The 15,040-nt window shown below is 70.4% G+C and carries 14 protein-coding genes; 5 read left to right on the top strand and 9 right to left on the bottom strand.

All coding sequences use genetic code 11. The features are described 5' to 3' along the window. Positions 1-7: 7 nt before the first annotated feature. On the bottom strand, positions 8-619 hold the full coding sequence (locus FLP10_RS03200; RefSeq protein WP_149159555.1) for a class I SAM-dependent methyltransferase: 612 nt from the start codon (positions 617-619) through the stop codon (positions 8-10). A gap of 90 nt (positions 620-709) precedes the next feature. Between FLP10_RS03200 and FLP10_RS03205 the strand changes: the two genes are divergently transcribed. Continuing rightward, positions 710-1,603, top strand: a complete 894-nt coding sequence (locus tag FLP10_RS03205; RefSeq protein WP_210418466.1) for a glycosyltransferase family 2 protein — start codon at positions 710-712, stop codon at positions 1,601-1,603. 38 nt (positions 1,604-1,641) lie between these two features. Here the strand turns inward: FLP10_RS03205 and FLP10_RS03210 are convergent, their stop codons facing one another. From FLP10_RS03210 to FLP10_RS03220, 3 genes are read right to left on the bottom strand one after another with little or no spacing between them, the layout of a single operon-like run. Then, positions 1,642-2,940, bottom strand: coding sequence for a lipopolysaccharide biosynthesis protein (locus FLP10_RS03210; RefSeq protein ID WP_149159556.1), 1,299 nt, complete (start codon positions 2,938-2,940; stop codon positions 1,642-1,644). Next, positions 2,937-3,872: a glycosyltransferase gene (locus FLP10_RS03215; RefSeq protein WP_168209089.1), complete on the bottom strand. Its 936-nt coding sequence runs from the start codon at positions 3,870-3,872 to the stop codon at positions 2,937-2,939. The genes FLP10_RS03210 and FLP10_RS03215 overlap by 4 nt, the downstream gene beginning before the upstream one ends. Continuing rightward, on the bottom strand, positions 3,869-5,116 hold the full coding sequence (locus FLP10_RS03220; RefSeq protein WP_149159558.1) for a glycosyltransferase: 1,248 nt from the start codon (positions 5,114-5,116) through the stop codon (positions 3,869-3,871). Before FLP10_RS03220 ends, FLP10_RS03215 begins: the two co-directional genes overlap by 4 nt. A 53-nt stretch (positions 5,117-5,169) precedes the next feature. On the opposite strand from FLP10_RS03220, the gene FLP10_RS03225 reads away from it, so the two are divergent. The 3 genes from FLP10_RS03225 to FLP10_RS03235 all read left to right on the top strand — a co-directional run bounded on the left by FLP10_RS03225 (position 5,170) and on the right by FLP10_RS03235 (position 7,224). Beyond that, complete coding sequence (locus tag FLP10_RS03225) at positions 5,170-6,024, top strand: glycosyltransferase family 2 protein (protein ID WP_168209090.1); 855 nt, start codon at positions 5,170-5,172, stop codon at positions 6,022-6,024. A gap of 64 nt (positions 6,025-6,088) precedes the next feature. Then, positions 6,089-6,820, top strand: coding sequence for a glycosyltransferase family 2 protein (locus FLP10_RS03230; RefSeq protein WP_149159560.1), 732 nt, complete (start codon positions 6,089-6,091; stop codon positions 6,818-6,820). Then, on the top strand, positions 6,820-7,224 hold the full coding sequence (locus FLP10_RS03235) for a DUF2304 domain-containing protein (RefSeq protein ID WP_149159561.1): 405 nt from the start codon (positions 6,820-6,822) through the stop codon (positions 7,222-7,224). Before FLP10_RS03230 ends, FLP10_RS03235 begins: the two co-directional genes overlap by 1 nt. Positions 7,225-7,247: 23 nt before the next feature. Here FLP10_RS03235 and FLP10_RS03240 read toward each other — a convergent pair whose 3' ends face one another. The 5 genes from FLP10_RS03240 to FLP10_RS03260 form a co-directional block, all read right to left on the bottom strand. Further along, a complete protein-coding gene (locus tag FLP10_RS03240) occupies positions 7,248-9,173 on the bottom strand; it encodes a DUF6541 family protein (RefSeq protein WP_149159562.1) in 1,926 nt (641 codons plus the stop codon). Beyond that, entirely contained in the window at positions 9,170-11,173 is a 2,004-nt protein-coding gene (locus tag FLP10_RS03245) for a glycosyltransferase (protein WP_149159563.1), read from the bottom strand. The genes FLP10_RS03240 and FLP10_RS03245 overlap by 4 nt, the downstream gene beginning before the upstream one ends. 22 nt (positions 11,174-11,195) lie before the next feature. Then, positions 11,196-12,344, bottom strand: coding sequence for a UDP-galactopyranose mutase (gene glf / locus FLP10_RS03250; RefSeq protein ID WP_149159564.1), 1,149 nt, complete (start codon positions 12,342-12,344; stop codon positions 11,196-11,198). A gap of 118 nt (positions 12,345-12,462) precedes the next feature. Then, positions 12,463-13,329: a glucose-1-phosphate thymidylyltransferase RfbA gene (gene rfbA / locus FLP10_RS03255; protein WP_149159565.1), complete on the bottom strand. Its 867-nt coding sequence runs from the start codon at positions 13,327-13,329 to the stop codon at positions 12,463-12,465. Next, entirely contained in the window at positions 13,329-13,937 is a 609-nt protein-coding gene (locus FLP10_RS03260) for a dTDP-4-dehydrorhamnose 3,5-epimerase family protein (protein WP_149159566.1), read from the bottom strand. Before FLP10_RS03260 ends, rfbA begins: the two co-directional genes overlap by 1 nt. 106 nt (positions 13,938-14,043) lie before the next feature. Here FLP10_RS03260 and rfbB point away from each other — a divergent pair, with 106 nt between their 5' ends. Then, on the top strand, positions 14,044-15,039 hold the full coding sequence (gene rfbB / locus FLP10_RS03265) for a dTDP-glucose 4,6-dehydratase (RefSeq protein WP_149159567.1): 996 nt from the start codon (positions 14,044-14,046) through the stop codon (positions 15,037-15,039). Position 15,040: the final 1 nt, after the last annotated feature.

Consider the following 15,040-nt stretch of genomic DNA (forward strand, 5'->3'; position numbering starts at 1 on the left):
CGATCCGTCACGCCTTGCGAGCGACCACGACGAACTCGTTGTAGGTGAACGCCCGGCCCGCCGCGCGCGGCAGCGGAAACGAGAACCGCCGCTCGACCGTGAGCCCTGAGGCCTCGGCGATCTCCTCGAGCCCGGCGAAGTCGACGAACTGCACATGCGTGGCATCCGATCGATAGCCGCGTTCCTGCGGCGTGATGAAGCACACCGTGCCGCCCGGCCGCAGATACGGAAGGTACGTCGCGACGAGCACGTCATCGGATGCCCGATCCATGTGCTCCATCACATGCGCGAACAGGAGCGAGTCGAACGACTCGGGAACCGCGTGGGGCGAGGTCGCGAACTCGGCGACCGTGTACGCCTCGAGCCCGCGGTCGCGGGCGATGGCGATGGAAGTCGGGTTGTGGTCGACGCCGACGCCGTTGCCAGCGAGATGGGCGAGGTTGCGACCGAGCCCGCAACCGATGTCGAGCGTGTAGCCGAGGCCCAGTCGCCGGATGTTCCACCGATAGGGGGCCTGCACGTCCACGAACCGCCGCCAGCCCGTCGTCTCGATGGAACGCAGCCGTTCGGCGTAGTCGGGCGACGCGGTCGATCGTGCCTCACCGGCAGCAGCGTCCACTCTGACCTCCCGACTTCACGATAGCCGCCGGGCCGACGGGGCGCATCTCGCACGGGCTCGAGGCGTGAAGGGGTGTGGCACCATTGATCGGTGACCCTCGACATCATGATGCCGTTCTACGGGCGCCCCGATCACCTCGTGGCCGCGGTCGAGAGCGTCCTCGCCCAGCGAGACGACGACTGGTCGCTGACCGTCATCGACGACGTCTATCCCGACCCCGAACCGGGGCGCTGGGTCGCGGGGCTCAGCGACCCGCGCATCACGTATCTCCGCAACGCCGAGAACCTCGGCCCGAGTGGCAACTTCCGCAAGAGCGTCGACCTCATGACCGCCTCGCACGGCGTGATCATGGGATGCGACGACGTCATGCTGCCCGGCTACGTCGAGCGGGTCGCCGAGCTCATCCGGGCGTTCCCCGACGCCTCGGTCATCCAGCCGGGTGTCGAGGTGATCGATCTCGACGGCCACGTGCACTCCCCCATCGCCGACCGCACGAAGGCGGCGTTCCGTCCCGGTCCGGGTCGCCACGGCGCCTCGGTCGTCGCGGGCGAATCGCTCGCGGCGAGCCTGCTGCGCGCGACGTGGACCTACTTCCCCTCGCTGGTGTGGCGCGTCGAGCCGCTGCGCCGCCACCCCTTCCGGGCCGACCTCGGCATCGTGCAAGACCTCCCCGTGCTGCTCGACCTGGTCGCCGACGGCGGTTCGTTCGTGATCGACCGCGAGGTCGTCTTCCAGTACCGCAGGCACGAGGCGAGCGTCTCGCAGGCGAACCACGACGGCACGAAGTTCGCCGAGGAGCGGCTCGTCTACGCCGAGTACGGCGCCAGGTTCCGCTCGCTCGGCTGGCATCGCGCGGCGCGCGCGGCGCGCACCCGGCTGACCTCGCGACTGCACGCGGGCCGCGACCTCGCGTCGGCCTCCAAGTCGGATCCCGACCGGCGGCGCGAACTCGCGCGCCATGTCTTCGGGCGCGGAGTCGAGTGATCCGCGCCGCCTCGGGCACCCGCCCCGATGCGACGGCGTCACGCGTCGGATTCGCGCTCCTCGCGCCGCGCGGCTGATCCTGCTTCGGCGAGGGCCTGCGCCGCAGCGGCCAGCGACAACGTGCGGCGCGCGCGGAACAGCGCGAGCACCACGCTCGCGCACGCGATCGCGAGGAACGCTCCGACCGCCCCCCAGAACGGCGTGAGCAGCAGGATGCCAGTGCTGCCGGCGATCGCGCAGACCACCGATGAGGCGGCGAGGTAGCGGGCCGCACCCAACGCCACGAGGCTCGAGAGCCCCGTGACCTGCGAGACCGCCTCGCCCGCGAACGCGATGCCGATGAGGATCGCCAGCACCCACGGCACGATCGCCTCGCCGTGGGTGAGCCAGTTCGACACGAGCGGTGCGAAGCCGATGAGCCCGGCCATGCCGACGACGCCGATGCCGACGCTGAGCCACACCACCTGCCGCGATCGAGCGACGGCCTCGGTGCGGCCCGCCTCGGGAACCCAGCTCTGGATCGACTGCAGGATCGGCGCCAGCACGAGCACCGCGTAGCGGAACAGCCGGTCGGCGATCGCGTAGACCGGCACCTCGCGCGGGGCGAACATCTGCACGATGACGGCCGGAGCGGAGGTGTAGAAGCTCGCCGCCACCGAACTGGCCATGCCGGGCACCTGCCCGCGGTAGGCGCCGAACAGGCGCGAGGCGCCCAACCACCAGCGCACGGGGCCGTGGGTCGACGCCAGCACGACGATCGTCGCGACCGCGAACCCGATCGCCTCGCAGGCGACCATCGCGACGAGGAACATGTCGAGCGACGGCACCGCGATGACGGCGATGAGCCCGGCTACGGTCCCGGCGATCGGCGGCAGCGAGTCGAGCAGGAACATCCGGCCGGGCTGGTTCGTGCCGACGAAGTACCACCCGGCGCCCGCGCCGGGCAGGGTGTAGGCGAGGATCGCGAGCGTCACGGTGAGCACCGGCAGGCTCGTGATCGCGCTGCCGATCAGCACCGCGACGGGCACGAGCAGCACGAACAGGATGCCTCGGGTCACGACCGAGTCCCAGTAGAACTGGCGACGCTCTTCGGCAGGCAGCCCGGCGACGTGCGCCGGCCCCGTCGCCCCCCAGCCGAACGCGATCAGGAACCCGAAGAACGCGGCGAGCGCCTGCAGCACGGCGAGCACGCCCCAGGTCGACGCGCCGAGCACGCCGACGAGCACCGGGATGGTGAACACGCCCACGATCGTGGCGGCGCCGATCGACAGCGAGAAGAGCGCCGATCGGCGCACCAGGGCGTGCCCGCCGAGGTGGCGCAGCCGTTCGCGGATCATGCGGCCCGCGTTCCGCGGATCCGCTGCAGCACGTCGGGGCGGATCCGGCCGAGGCGGTGCGCGAACCCGTCGCGCACCCCGTACCGGATCGCCCGGAACTGCGCCCCCGAGTCGGGGCCGAGCACCGCGCCGGCGAGGATCATCGACCCCATCTTGCGCCACCGCAACAGGTGCCACCGGGCGTGGCCGCGATAGCGCCGGGTGAGGTCGATGCTGTTGCGAACCATGTAATAGGTGCGGAACGCCGAGTGGTGCACCACGTGCCGCGGGCGACCCGCGAGCCGCAGCTGCCGGCCGAAGACCATGATCGGCACCAGTTCGCCGAGCGCGTGGTCGAGTTCGAGCTCGTCGACCAGCACGAGCTCGTAACCCGCGCGCTGCAGCCGCAGGGTGTAGTCGCTGTCGACCGCGTCGATGAAGAGCTCCTCGCGGAACGGCCCGACGGCGCGCAGCACGTCGGCCGGAAACATCGCGCCCGACTGGATGGGGTCGAACGGCGCCGGTCGCCCGTCGCGCTGCACCTGCAGCGCCGGCGCACCGCCGACGGTGGCGGGCACGACGACGCCCACCCGACGCAACGTGGCGAGCGCAGCCTGCTCGGCCTCGAGCGCCCGCTCGAGGTAGTGATCGTCGAGGTCGGAGTCCTGGTCGAGCGTGACGACGTGGTCGGCGCCCTCCTGAAGCGCGCGTTCGATGCCGACGTTCAGCGCGTGCGCGATGCCGCGGTTCTCGGGCAGGGCGATGACGAGGATGCGCGGCTCGTCGGCGAACCGGTCGGGTGCGACCGAGTCGGATCCGTCGTCGACCACGACCACGTGCTGGAAGAGCGACGCGAGATGCCGGACGCGCACGTCGAAGCCCTCGGGCGGATTGAACGCGGACAGCACGGCCGCGATCGTCGCCGACGGCGGGGATGAGGCCTCCGCGCTCACGCCGCGACCTCCTCGTAGACGCCGAGCAGGCGCTCGGCGAACGCCTCGAACCCGAAGCGCGACGACGCCCATTCGCGCGTGCGGGCGGCTCGGTCGGCATCGGGGCGGCGGAGCTCGTCGATGATCGCGCGGGCGAACCGCTGCGGATCCTCGGTGACGGCGGCGTAGTGCTCGGGGCCGCCGAGCCCCTCGGCGCCGACGGAGGTCGTCACCACCGGGATGCCACGGAGCATCGCGTCGATGGTCTTGAACTTCACGCCGGCGCCGGTGAAGAGCGGCACCGCCATGACGTCGGCACCGGCGTAGTAGGGCTCGAGCGACTCGACGTAACCGGTGAGCGTCACGCTGGGCATCGCCGCGGCCTGTTCGACGAGGTTCGCGGGCGGGTTCGCTCCGGCCACGACGAGTCGCGCCGAGGGGACGGCCTCGACCACCGCGGGCCAGACGCCGTGCAGCAGCCAGCTGACGCCCTCGTGGTTGTCGGCGCGGTTCATGGCACCGGTGAACAGCACGGTGGGCGGAGCATCGGCGTCCCGAGCGACGCCGGGATCGACTTCGACGACGTCGGCCAGGCCGGGCGGCACCACCTCGACGGATGCCCCTGGCGCGAGGTTCAGCGCGATCTCGGCGTCCTTCTCGCTGAAGACGAGCACCCGGTCGACCGCCTCGAGGCTGCGCCGCTCGCGCACCGCGCTGCGACTCGCGGCGGCGCTGTACGCCGAGCGCACGGCGGGCGAGCGCGATTCGAGGGCGCGGCGGCGCCAGCGTTGCGTGATGACGTCGTGCGCGACGAGCACCTGCGCCGCCCGCGGCGCGAGCCGGCGCAGCAGAGGCGAGAGGGATCCCATCTCGCTCCACTGGAACTCGACCAGTCTCGCGTCCGCGAGGATTCCGGCGAGCCGGCGGTCGCGGCGGAACTCGGCCGTGAAGTCGGCGGTGGCGGCACTGCCGCGGATCACCGAGTGCAGGTCGGCCGCGAGCTTCAACCGGCCGTGGCGCAGCGGGCCGCGCCCCGCGAGCAGTTCGACGCGACCCCCGAACGCGGACGGGCGGGTGAGCGCGTCGCGGTTGAGCGGCGTCGACGGGGCGATGAGGTCGATTCCGTACCGGCGCTCGAGCGCACGGAAGTGCTGCACCAGGTACTGGCCGCCGGCGTGCGGGATGCCCCGGTACGGCACGTACTTGGAGATGCTGATGAGGTGGCGTGGTGCCGACGAGCCGTTCTCGGCACTCGCTTCGCGCATGTGCTCAAGCCTAGGTCACGCCCTCACCCGGCCGAGCCGTAGGCTTGGACAGCGTGACCCCGTACTCCGCCGTGATCATCGCCTATCGGCGACCCGACCTGCTGCGCGAGCTGCTCGGCCGCCTCGCCGCCCAGCGGGCGCGCCCCGAGCACGTGCTCGTCGTCGACAACGGGGGCGACCTTCCCGCCGACACCCCGACGTGGTCCGACCTGCCGCTCACCGTGATCACGCGGCCCGACAACCCCGGCTACGCCGTGGCGGTGAACCTGGCCCGTGAGGCGCTCCCCGGCGGATTCCTGCTCGTGCTGACGCATGACGCCGAGTTCGGGCCCGAGCTCGGCGAGGCGCTCGTGGCGGCGCTCGAGCACACGCCAGGCGCCGGCGCCGCCGCGCCCGTTCTGCACCGGGGTTCCGAGCCCGACCGGGTGTTCTCGGCCGGCGGCAGGCTCACCCCCCGCGGGCGCGCGCTGCACGATGTCTCGCCGCTCGAACCCGGAGCCGTGCGACGCGCCGACTGGCTCGACGGGGCGATCATCATGTACGACCGCACGGCCCTCGACGCGATCGACTGGATCAGCGAAGACTACTTCCTCTACTTCGAGGACGTCGACACGGGCTGGCGACTGGCGCGCGCCGGTTACGCGAGCATCGTCGTCGGCGACGCCGTGGCGACCCAGGAGCCCGGGCTCCACCCCACCTCGCTCGGCATCCGGAACATGGTGCTCTTCGGCCGCACCGCGGGCATCCCTCGCCGTCGCACCGCCGGCGCGGTGATCCGGCGGGTGGCCGAAGAGAGCGCGGTCGCGCTCACCCGCGGGCATCTGCCGCCGCTGCGGGCGGCGTGGCGGGGCTGGCGCGACGGCGTGCGCGGCCTGCGCGGCAAGCCCGATGTCTGGCCGCCGCGGTGATCGCCGCGGCGCCGCACCCCGCGCACGGCTCGATCCGGTGCTCGCGCTTCGTATGATGGACTCCATGCCCACGCCCCCCACGCGAGTACTCGTCATCGTGCCCGCATGGAACGAGGAGGCGAACGTCGGCGCGACCGTCGCCGAAATCCGCGACTCCGCGCCTTCGTTCGACGTCGTGGTCGTCGATGACGGCTCGACCGATGCGACCGCCCGGATCGCCGGCGACGCCGGGGCGACCGTCATCTCCCTCCCCTTCAACATGGGCGTCGGGGGTGCCATGCGCACCGGGTTCGTGTACGCCCAGCGCGAGGGCTACGACGCGGCGATCCAGGTCGACGCCGATGGCCAGCACGACCCGAAGGACATCAGCCGGGTGCTCGACGGACTCGCCCTGGCCGACATCTCGATCGGGGCGCGGTTCGCCGAGGTCGGCTCCTACGAGGTGCGCGGGCCGAGGCGCTGGGCGATGCGGTTCCTCGCCTCGGTGCTGTCGCGCGTCTCGAAGACGCGCCTCACCGACGTCACCTCGGGATTCCGCGCCGCCAACGCCCGCGCCATCGCCCAGTACGTGCACTACTACCCGGCCGAGTACCTCGGCGACACGATCGACTCGCTGGTCGCCGCCGTGCACGCCGGACTCACCGTCACCCAGGTGCCGGTCGCGATGCGTCCGCGCCAGCAGGGCGTGCCCAGCCAGAACCCGCTGGGCGCCACGATCTACCTCGGTCGATCGATGTTCGCCCTCGGTCTCGCCCTCGTCCGGGGCGCCATGATGTCGCGGAGGAGTGCGCACTGATGGTCTTCTTCGCCTTCGCACTGGCGATCGTCCTGCTGGCGATCGTGATCACGCTGCTGCTTCGCCGCCAGCTGAGTGAGAAGTACGCGACGCTCTGGCTCATCATCAGCGTGCTCGTGCTCATCCTCGCGATCTTCCCCGGCCTGCTCGACGGACTCACCGCGGTGCTCGGGGTGCAGGTTCCCTCGAACCTGCTCTTCTCGCTCGCGATCGTGCTGCTGCTCGGCGTCGGGCTCCACCTGTCGTGGGAGCTCTCGCGAGCCGAGGACGAGCTTCGCCGGGTCGCCGAAGAGGCGGCGATCGCGCGCTCGCGCATCGACCGGCTCGAAGACCGACTGCGCCGCCTCGACGGGCCGACCGACAGCGCAGACGCAGAGCCCGGGCCCGACGCCGACCACGACTGACGTCGCGTCGACATCACCCCGGGTCAACGGCAGATCGTGACCTCGTAGAGCCGGGCATCGCCGATCTCGCGCACGAGCTGCACCGCGTCGGACTCCTCGAGGTTCTCGACGCCCTCGTACCCCTCGTGGTGGCCGCCGTGCACTTCGCGGTCTCCGAAGTCGAGGATGTACCGCACATCGTGCTCGGCGAGCGCGTCGCACACGGACGGGTCGCCGGTCGCGAGCTCTTGGTTGATCACTCCCCCCGCGGGGTCGACGTAGGCGAGGATGTGCGGCATCAGCACCTGCCGGTCGGCGAACGCGTACGCGAGCCCGGTGCCCGTCCACGGGTTGCCCGCGATGAGGGCGCCTTCGGGCACCAGGTCGTCGAGTTCCTCGAGCAGCGCGACCTCGTCGTCGGACAGCAGCCACGCGCCATCCGCCATGTTGTAGCTGGCCTGCGCCTTGGTGATGCCGCTCCAGATCGCGCCGGTCTGCGAACCCGCGAGCAGCAACACGGCCGCGACCGTGGCGATGGTCGCCGTGGCCGCCCGGCCGAGCCGCGCCACGCGCGGCCGCGCGAGCAGCCATTCCCACGCCGCCGCGACACCGACCGCCGCCACGACGACGATGGGAATCACGAGCAGCGCGGCGAGGCGCGGGGTGTTGTTGTACCAGGCCGCCGTGATCCAGTTGCGCAGCGTCGCACTGCTGACGCCGGCGACGACGACGTAGAGTGCGCCGGCGGTGGCGAACAGGCCGATGAGCGCGAGATCGGGTGCACGATGACGACGCCCGAGCGCGATGAGGCCCACGATCAGGAACGCCGCCACGACGAACGGGACGGGTGCGCGATCGGGCGATGCGACGAGCACCTCGCCGATCGCCTGGCCGAGCGTGCCGGTCGGCGGCCACAGGGTCGCCTCGAGCGGCGGCCGCAGCACGCGCACCGCCACCACACCCGCGACCAGGTAGGCGGCGAAGGCGACGACCGGCCAGACGGAGCCGCGCCAGCCGGCGCGACGGATGCGGCGCGCGAGGGCGACCACCACGAGCGGCACCGACAGCGCGAGCCACGCCATGAACGCACCGGGGTGCGTGAGCGCGAGCGCCGGCAGGGCGCCGAGCAGGACGACGACGTCGCCCGTGACCGACAATCCGGTGCGGACCCGCCCGAGTCGCAGCGCCGCGGTCGTCACCGCGAGCGCGAACGGCAGGGCCGCAAGGCCCGCCCCGTAGGGGTAGAGGACGCCGTAGGTCGACATCAGCAGCGGGAACGCCGGCACCGCCGTCGCCCCGGCAGCAGCGCCGATCGCGACCGCCGATGCCGAGCCGCCGAACACACGCGCCAGCAGCACCGCACCGACCGGCCACACCACGGCGGCGAAGGTGATCCACGTGGCGTTCGCCGCGACGGGGATCGACACCCCGGTCAGCTGCACCAGCAGGGCTGCGATCGCGTGCCAGCCGGCCGGGTAGAACCATTGCGCAGGCGAGCTCATGAGCCCGACCACGAACGGGGAAGACGTGCCGGTGTCGAGCACGTAGCGGATCGCGTTCAGGTGGAAGACGTTGTCGAACGTCTGCGATACCGCGTCGGGGCGACCGATCGACAGGACGCACTGCGCGACGATCACGATGGCGGCGACCACGGGCGCAGCGATCCAGATCCACCGCGACCGGGCCGGGGCATCCTGTTCGCCACCGCGACGCCAGCGGAGGATCGCACGCAGCCCGGCGACGACCAAGCCGAGCATGGCCACCGCGATGACCACCGACCACAGCGACCAACGCACCCCGATCAGCGGCGACACGACCCCCGCGATCGTGATCGCCGTGACGGCGAACACCGGTGCGCCGGCCCACAGCCACAGGCCGCGCAGCCCGGCGACCAGGCCCAACGCGAGGCCGGGCACGAACAACAGCAGTACCGCCGCCGCCCCCGCGAACGCCAGGTCGCCCCAGCTCACGACTCGTCCGACCCGCGACCGTCGACGCCGAGCGAATCCGCCCAGCGATCGATCGAGGTGATCTCGGGCAGCGCGTCGCGATACTGGCGCGACAGACGCGGCCACGCGCGACGGTAGCGCAGGTTCAGCCGCACCGCGTCGACGAGCATCCGGCGGAACCGGCGCGGGTTGCGCACATGCCACGTGACCGCCGACCCCTCGGCGTTCGTCACGAGCACGCTGTCGTACTCGGGCACCTGGAACCAGCGGGCGTCCTGGTAGGCGAGGTGGGCGCGTGGAGAGTCGGTACCGACCGGCTTCGCGAAAGCGTGCCGCCAGAGCTTGCCCGTCAACCAGCCGACGAATGCGAGCCCGGTCGGGCCCGGATCGACCGTCGAGGTGGTGATCGTCTTGATCTCGCGTGCCGGGAACCGCGGAAGCTCCTCGGCGATGCGCATGGGCTTCGACTCGACGAAGTCGGCACCGAGCGCGCGCACGCGCGCCAGCCGGTCGACCATGTCGGTGTGCAGCTGGCCGGGCCCGCGCAGCACATTGCGGATCGCCTCGTGCTTCATCGCCACCGTGTAGTAGTCCATCGTGAGCAGGTTCTTCACGTCGCTCGCGAGGTTCGAGCGCCACAGCTTGCCGCCGCGCCGCTTCGGCGAGTGCAGCAGCGCCGCGACCAGACGGTTGCGGGCGTGGAAGAACGCCTGCCAATCGTGCGAGTCGTCCTTGTCGACCCAGGACACATGCCACACCGCGGCGCCCGGCAGGCTCACCGTCGCCGCGCCGTGCGCCCGCGCGCGCAGCGAGTACTCGGCGTCGTCCCACTTGATGAACACCGGAAGCGACAGCCCGATCGAGCGCACCACCTCGACCGGGATGAGCGACATCCACCACCCGTTGTAGTCGACGTCGAACCGTCGGTGCATCCAGCGGGTCTGCCGCAGGTTGGACTCGGCGAAGTCGTGACGGTCGGGCGTGAAGGGCCCCCAGATGAAGGCGTCCCAGCGGATGCCCTCGGCATAGGCGTGCAGCTTCGACTTGTCGTACATGTCGAGCATGTGGCCGCCGACGATGGTGGGGCGGTTGCAGAAGTTGCCGAACGTGATCGCCCGGCGGATGCTCTCGGGCTCGACCTCGACGTCGTCGTCGAGCAGCAGCACGTACTCGGAGTCGCCGGCCCGCACCGTCTCGAGCATGCCGCGCGAGAATCCGCCCGACCCGCCGAGGTTCGCCTGCTCGATGACCTGCAACCGGTCGCCGAGCACGGCCTGCGCGGCGGGGTAGCCGGCGTTCTCGACGATCCGCTCGGATCCCTGGTCGACGACGAGCACTCGGTCGAGCAGCGCGATCGTCGGCTCGTCGTTGCCGATCTCGGTGAGCAGGCGCGTGCAGTAGTCGCCCCGGTTCAGCGTGGTGATCGAGACGGTTGCGGTGCCGGCGGTGCGCGGTGACGCGCCCTCGCGGGCGAGCCAGTCGCCCTCGACGAGCGAGAAGTCGGCGTCGTCGGCGATCAGGTCGAACCAGAGCCAGCCGCCGTCGATGAACGAGGTGAAGGGCAGGTCGAACTCGGTGGTCGCCTCGCCGGCCACCTCGACGGCGTCGACGCGCTGCACGACGCCGCGCGCGTTCGAGCGATACACGATGACCCGGCCGACGCCGTTGGTGCGCACCCGCAGCACGACGCCGTCCAGTGCCGTCCACGTGTTCCAGTAGCTCGCGGGGAACCCGTTGAAGTAGGTGCCGAGCGAGATCGTGCGGCCCGCCGGGACGGTGAGTCCCCGACGACCGTCGAGCAGGGTGATGTCGTTGCGCGAGGTGAGCCGCAGCGGGCGCCGGTTGGGGTTCTCGGCGTCGAGGCCGCGCGCCTTCGCGAGCAGCGTGAGTCCGCCGTCGGACGACTCGGTCCAGCTCCAGGTCTCGGCGTCGAGGTACAGCGGCAGCGCCTGCGGGTCGCCGTGCACGGGGAACACGACCCGCTGCAGCACGGTGCGGGCGTCGGCGGTCGGGTCGGTCATGGAGTCCTCGATCGTCGGGGGCTCAAGAGAGCACGGACTTGAGCTTGTTCTCGAACATCGACAGGGCCGAACCGATGGCCATGTGCATGTCGAGGTACTGGTAGGTGCCGAGACGTCCGCCGAACAGCACGTCCTCGCCCTTGGCGAGTTCGCGGTAGGCCAGCAGTCGTTCGCGGTCTTCGGCGGTGTTCACGGGGTAGTACGGCTCGTCGCCGCGGTTCGCGAACCGCGAGAACTCGCGCATGATGACCGTCTTGTCGGTCGGGTACTCACGCTCGGGGTGGAAGTGGCGGAACTCGTGGATGCGCGTGTACGGCACCTCGAGGTCGGCGTAGTTCATGACCGGCGTGCCCTGGAAGTCGCCGATCGGCAGCACCTCTTGTTCGAAGTCGAGCGTGCGCCAGCTCAGCTCGCCCTCGGCGTAGTCGAAGTAGCGGTCGACCGGGCCCGTGTAGACGACCGGCACCTGCCCGACCACGGCCGCGCGATTGACCGGCTGCGACTCGTCGAAGAAGTCGGTCGAGAGCCGCACCTCGATGTTCGGGTGATCGGCCATGCGCTCGAGCCATGCCGTGTAACCGTCGACCGGCAGGCCCTCCCAGGTGTCGTTGAAGTACCGGTTGTCGTAGGTGTAGCGCACGGGCAGGCGGCTGATCACCTCGGCGGGCAGCTCCTTCGGGTCGGTCTGCCACTGCTTGCCGGTGTAGTCGCGGATGAACGCCTCGTAGAGGGGGCGGCCGATCAGCCCGATGCCGCGCTCCTCGAGGTTGCGCGCCTGCTTCGGGTCGAATTCGCCCGCCTGCTCGTGCACGAGCGCACGCGCCTCGTCGGGCGTGTACGCGGCCTGGAAGAACTGGTTGATCGTGCCGAGGTTGATCGGCATCGGGAACACTACGCCGCGGTGGTTCGTGTACACGCGGTGCACGTAGTTCGTGAAGCGCGTGAACCGGTTCACGTACTCCCACACACCGGGGTTCGAGGTGTGGAACAGGTGCGCGCCGTAGCGGTGCACCTCGATGCCGGTCTCGGGCTCGGCCGCGCTGTACGCGTTGCCGCCGATGTGGGGCCGCCGGTCGATCACCACCACGCGCCGACCGAGCGCGGCGGCCCGTTCGGCGATCGTGAGACCGAAGAACCCGGATCCCACCACAACGAGATCGACGTCCGTCATCTACCAGTCCGTTCCTGTGTTGCCGGCGACGCGAAGGGCGCGTACCGAGAGAGCGGCGCCAGCGCGGTGGCGGCCGATCGATGATTCTATCGTTCCGCCTGCGCGCGAACCTGAGCGCTCAGCGGTCGGCGGGGAGCCGCTGCAGGTAGCGGCCGTATCCGCTCTTGATCAGGGGCGCGGCGAGCGCCGCGAGCTGCTCCTCGTCGATCCATCCGTTGCGCCAGGCGATCTCTTCGATGCATCCGATCTTGAAGCCCTGACGGTCTTCGATGACGCGCACGTACTCCGACGCCTGCATCATCGACTCGAACGTGCCGGTGTCGAGCCAGGCCGTGCCGCGATCGAGCACCTGCACGCTCAGCGAGCCGTCCTGCAGGTACCAGTCGTTCACCGAGCTGATCTCGAGCTCGCCGCGCGCGCTCGGTTCGATCGCCTTGGCGACCTCGACGACGCGGTGGTCGTAGAAGTAGAGGCCGGGCACGGCGAAGTTGCTCCTCGGCTCGGCCGGCTTCTCTTCGATCGAGATCGCGCGGAATCCGTCGTCGAACTCGACGACGCCGTAGGCGGTCGGGTCGCTGACCTGGTAGGCGAAGATGAGCGCACCGTCGACGTCGGTGTGGCGCCGAAGCGCCGTGCCGAGCCCGCTGCCGTGGAAGATGTTGTCGCCGAGCACGAGCGCGACCGACTCGTCGCCGATGAACTCCTCACCGATGATGAAGGCCTGGGCGAGACCGTCGGGCGAGGGCTGCACCGCGTACTCGAGGCGGATTCCGAGTTGCGAGCCGTCGCCGAGCAAGGCCCTGAACTGCTCGTTGTACTCGGGCGTCGTGATGACGAGGATCTCGCGGATGCCCGCCATCATCAGGGTCGAGAGCGGATAGTAGATCATGGGCTTGTCGAAGATCGGCATGAGCTGCTTCGAGATGCCCTTAGTGATCGGCCAGAGCCGGGTGCCCGAGCCCCCGGCGAGGATGATGCCGCGCATCACACCCCCCTGTTCAGTTCGTCGGAGTATGCGCGGACCTGCTCCCAGGTGGGCAGCAGGCCGGATGCCTCGGCCTCGGCGAGGGTGGGCGCCTCGATGTCTTTCGGCGAGAGGATGAGCTCGTCGGCCGGGATGCCGAACTCGAGGCCGATGGCGGGATCGCGGGGGTCGATGCCGTGCTCGCGTGCCGCGTTGTACGGTGCCGAGACCAGGTAGCTCACGGTGGTGTCGTCGCTCAGCGCCACGAAGCAGTGCCCGAGCCCTTCACCGAGGTAGATCGCCCGACGGTCGGTCTCGTCGAGCAGCACCGAGTCCCACTGGCCGTAGGTCGGCGAGCCCACGCGGATGTCGATGACGAAGTCGAGGGCCGCACCCCGCGTGGCGGTGACGTACTTGGCCTGGCTGGGGGGCACGTCGGCGAAGTGGATGCCGCGCACCACGCCGCGCTTGGAGACCGAGGTGTTCGCCTGGGCGAGGTTCAGCGGGTGGCCGATGTGCTCTTCGAGTCGGTCGAACCGGTACCACTCGAGGAAGACGCCCCGATCGTCGCCGAATTGCTTCGGGGTGATCTCGTAGCTGTCGGGGATCTTCAGTTCGCGGATCTGCACCACGGGAGTCTAGCAAGCGCACGAGATCCGAGCCGATCCGCACGATGACGCCGCGGGGCGACCGGTAGACTCCTGTGGTTCCCGATCGGAAGCGAAACCCACACCCATGAAGCTCCTCGTCACCGGCGGCGCCGGGTTCATCGGCTCCAACTTCGTCCACTACGTGATCGAGCGCACCGACCACGAGGTCACCGTGCTCGACAAACTGACCTATGCGGGCAACCTGGCCTCGCTCGAGGGGCTGCCCGACGACCGGTTCCGCTTCGTGAAGGGCGACATCGCCGACGCGGCGCTCGTCGACGGGCTCGTCGCCGACGCCGACGCGGTCGTGCACTACGCGGCCGAGAGCCACAACGACAACTCGCTGGCCGACCCTCGCCCGTTCCTCGACACGAACATCATCGGCACGTACACCCTGATCGAGGCCGCGCGCCGGCACGGCACCCGCTTCCACCACATCTCGACCGACGAGGTCTACGGCGATCTCGAGCTCGACGATCCGGCCCGGTTCACCGAGCAGACCCCCTACAACCCGTCGAGCCCGTACTCGTCGACGAAGGCCGGCAGCGACCTGCTCGTGCGGGCGTGGGTCCGCTCGTTCGGCCTGCAGGCGACGATCTCGAACTGCTCGAACAACTACGGCCCCTACCAGCACGTCGAGAAGTTCATCCCGCGTCAGATCACGAACGTGCTGCGCGGCGAACGACCCAAGCTCTACGGTCGCGGCGAGAACGTGCGCGACTGGATCCACGCGAACGACCACTCGTCGGCCGTGCTGACGATCCTCGAGAAGGGCCGGATCGGCGAGACGTACCTGATCGGCGCCGACGGCGAGAAGAACAACAAGGACGTGGTCGAGCTCATCCTCACCGAGCTCGGCCAGCCGGCCGACGCGTACGATCTCGTCGTCGACCGGCCCGGGCACGACCTGCGGTACGCGATCGACTCGACGAAGCTGCGCACCGAGCTCGGCTGGTCCCCGCAGTACGCCGACTTCGCCGCGGGCCTGGCCGACACCATCGCCTGGTACCGCGACAACGAAGGCTGGTGGGCGCCGCAGAAGGACGCCACCGAGGCCCGCTACAAGGCCCAGGGGCAGTAAC

Origin of the sequence: Agromyces intestinalis (assembly GCF_008365295.1) — a bacterium.
GTDB lineage: Bacteria > Actinomycetota > Actinomycetes > Actinomycetales > Microbacteriaceae > Agromyces > Agromyces intestinalis.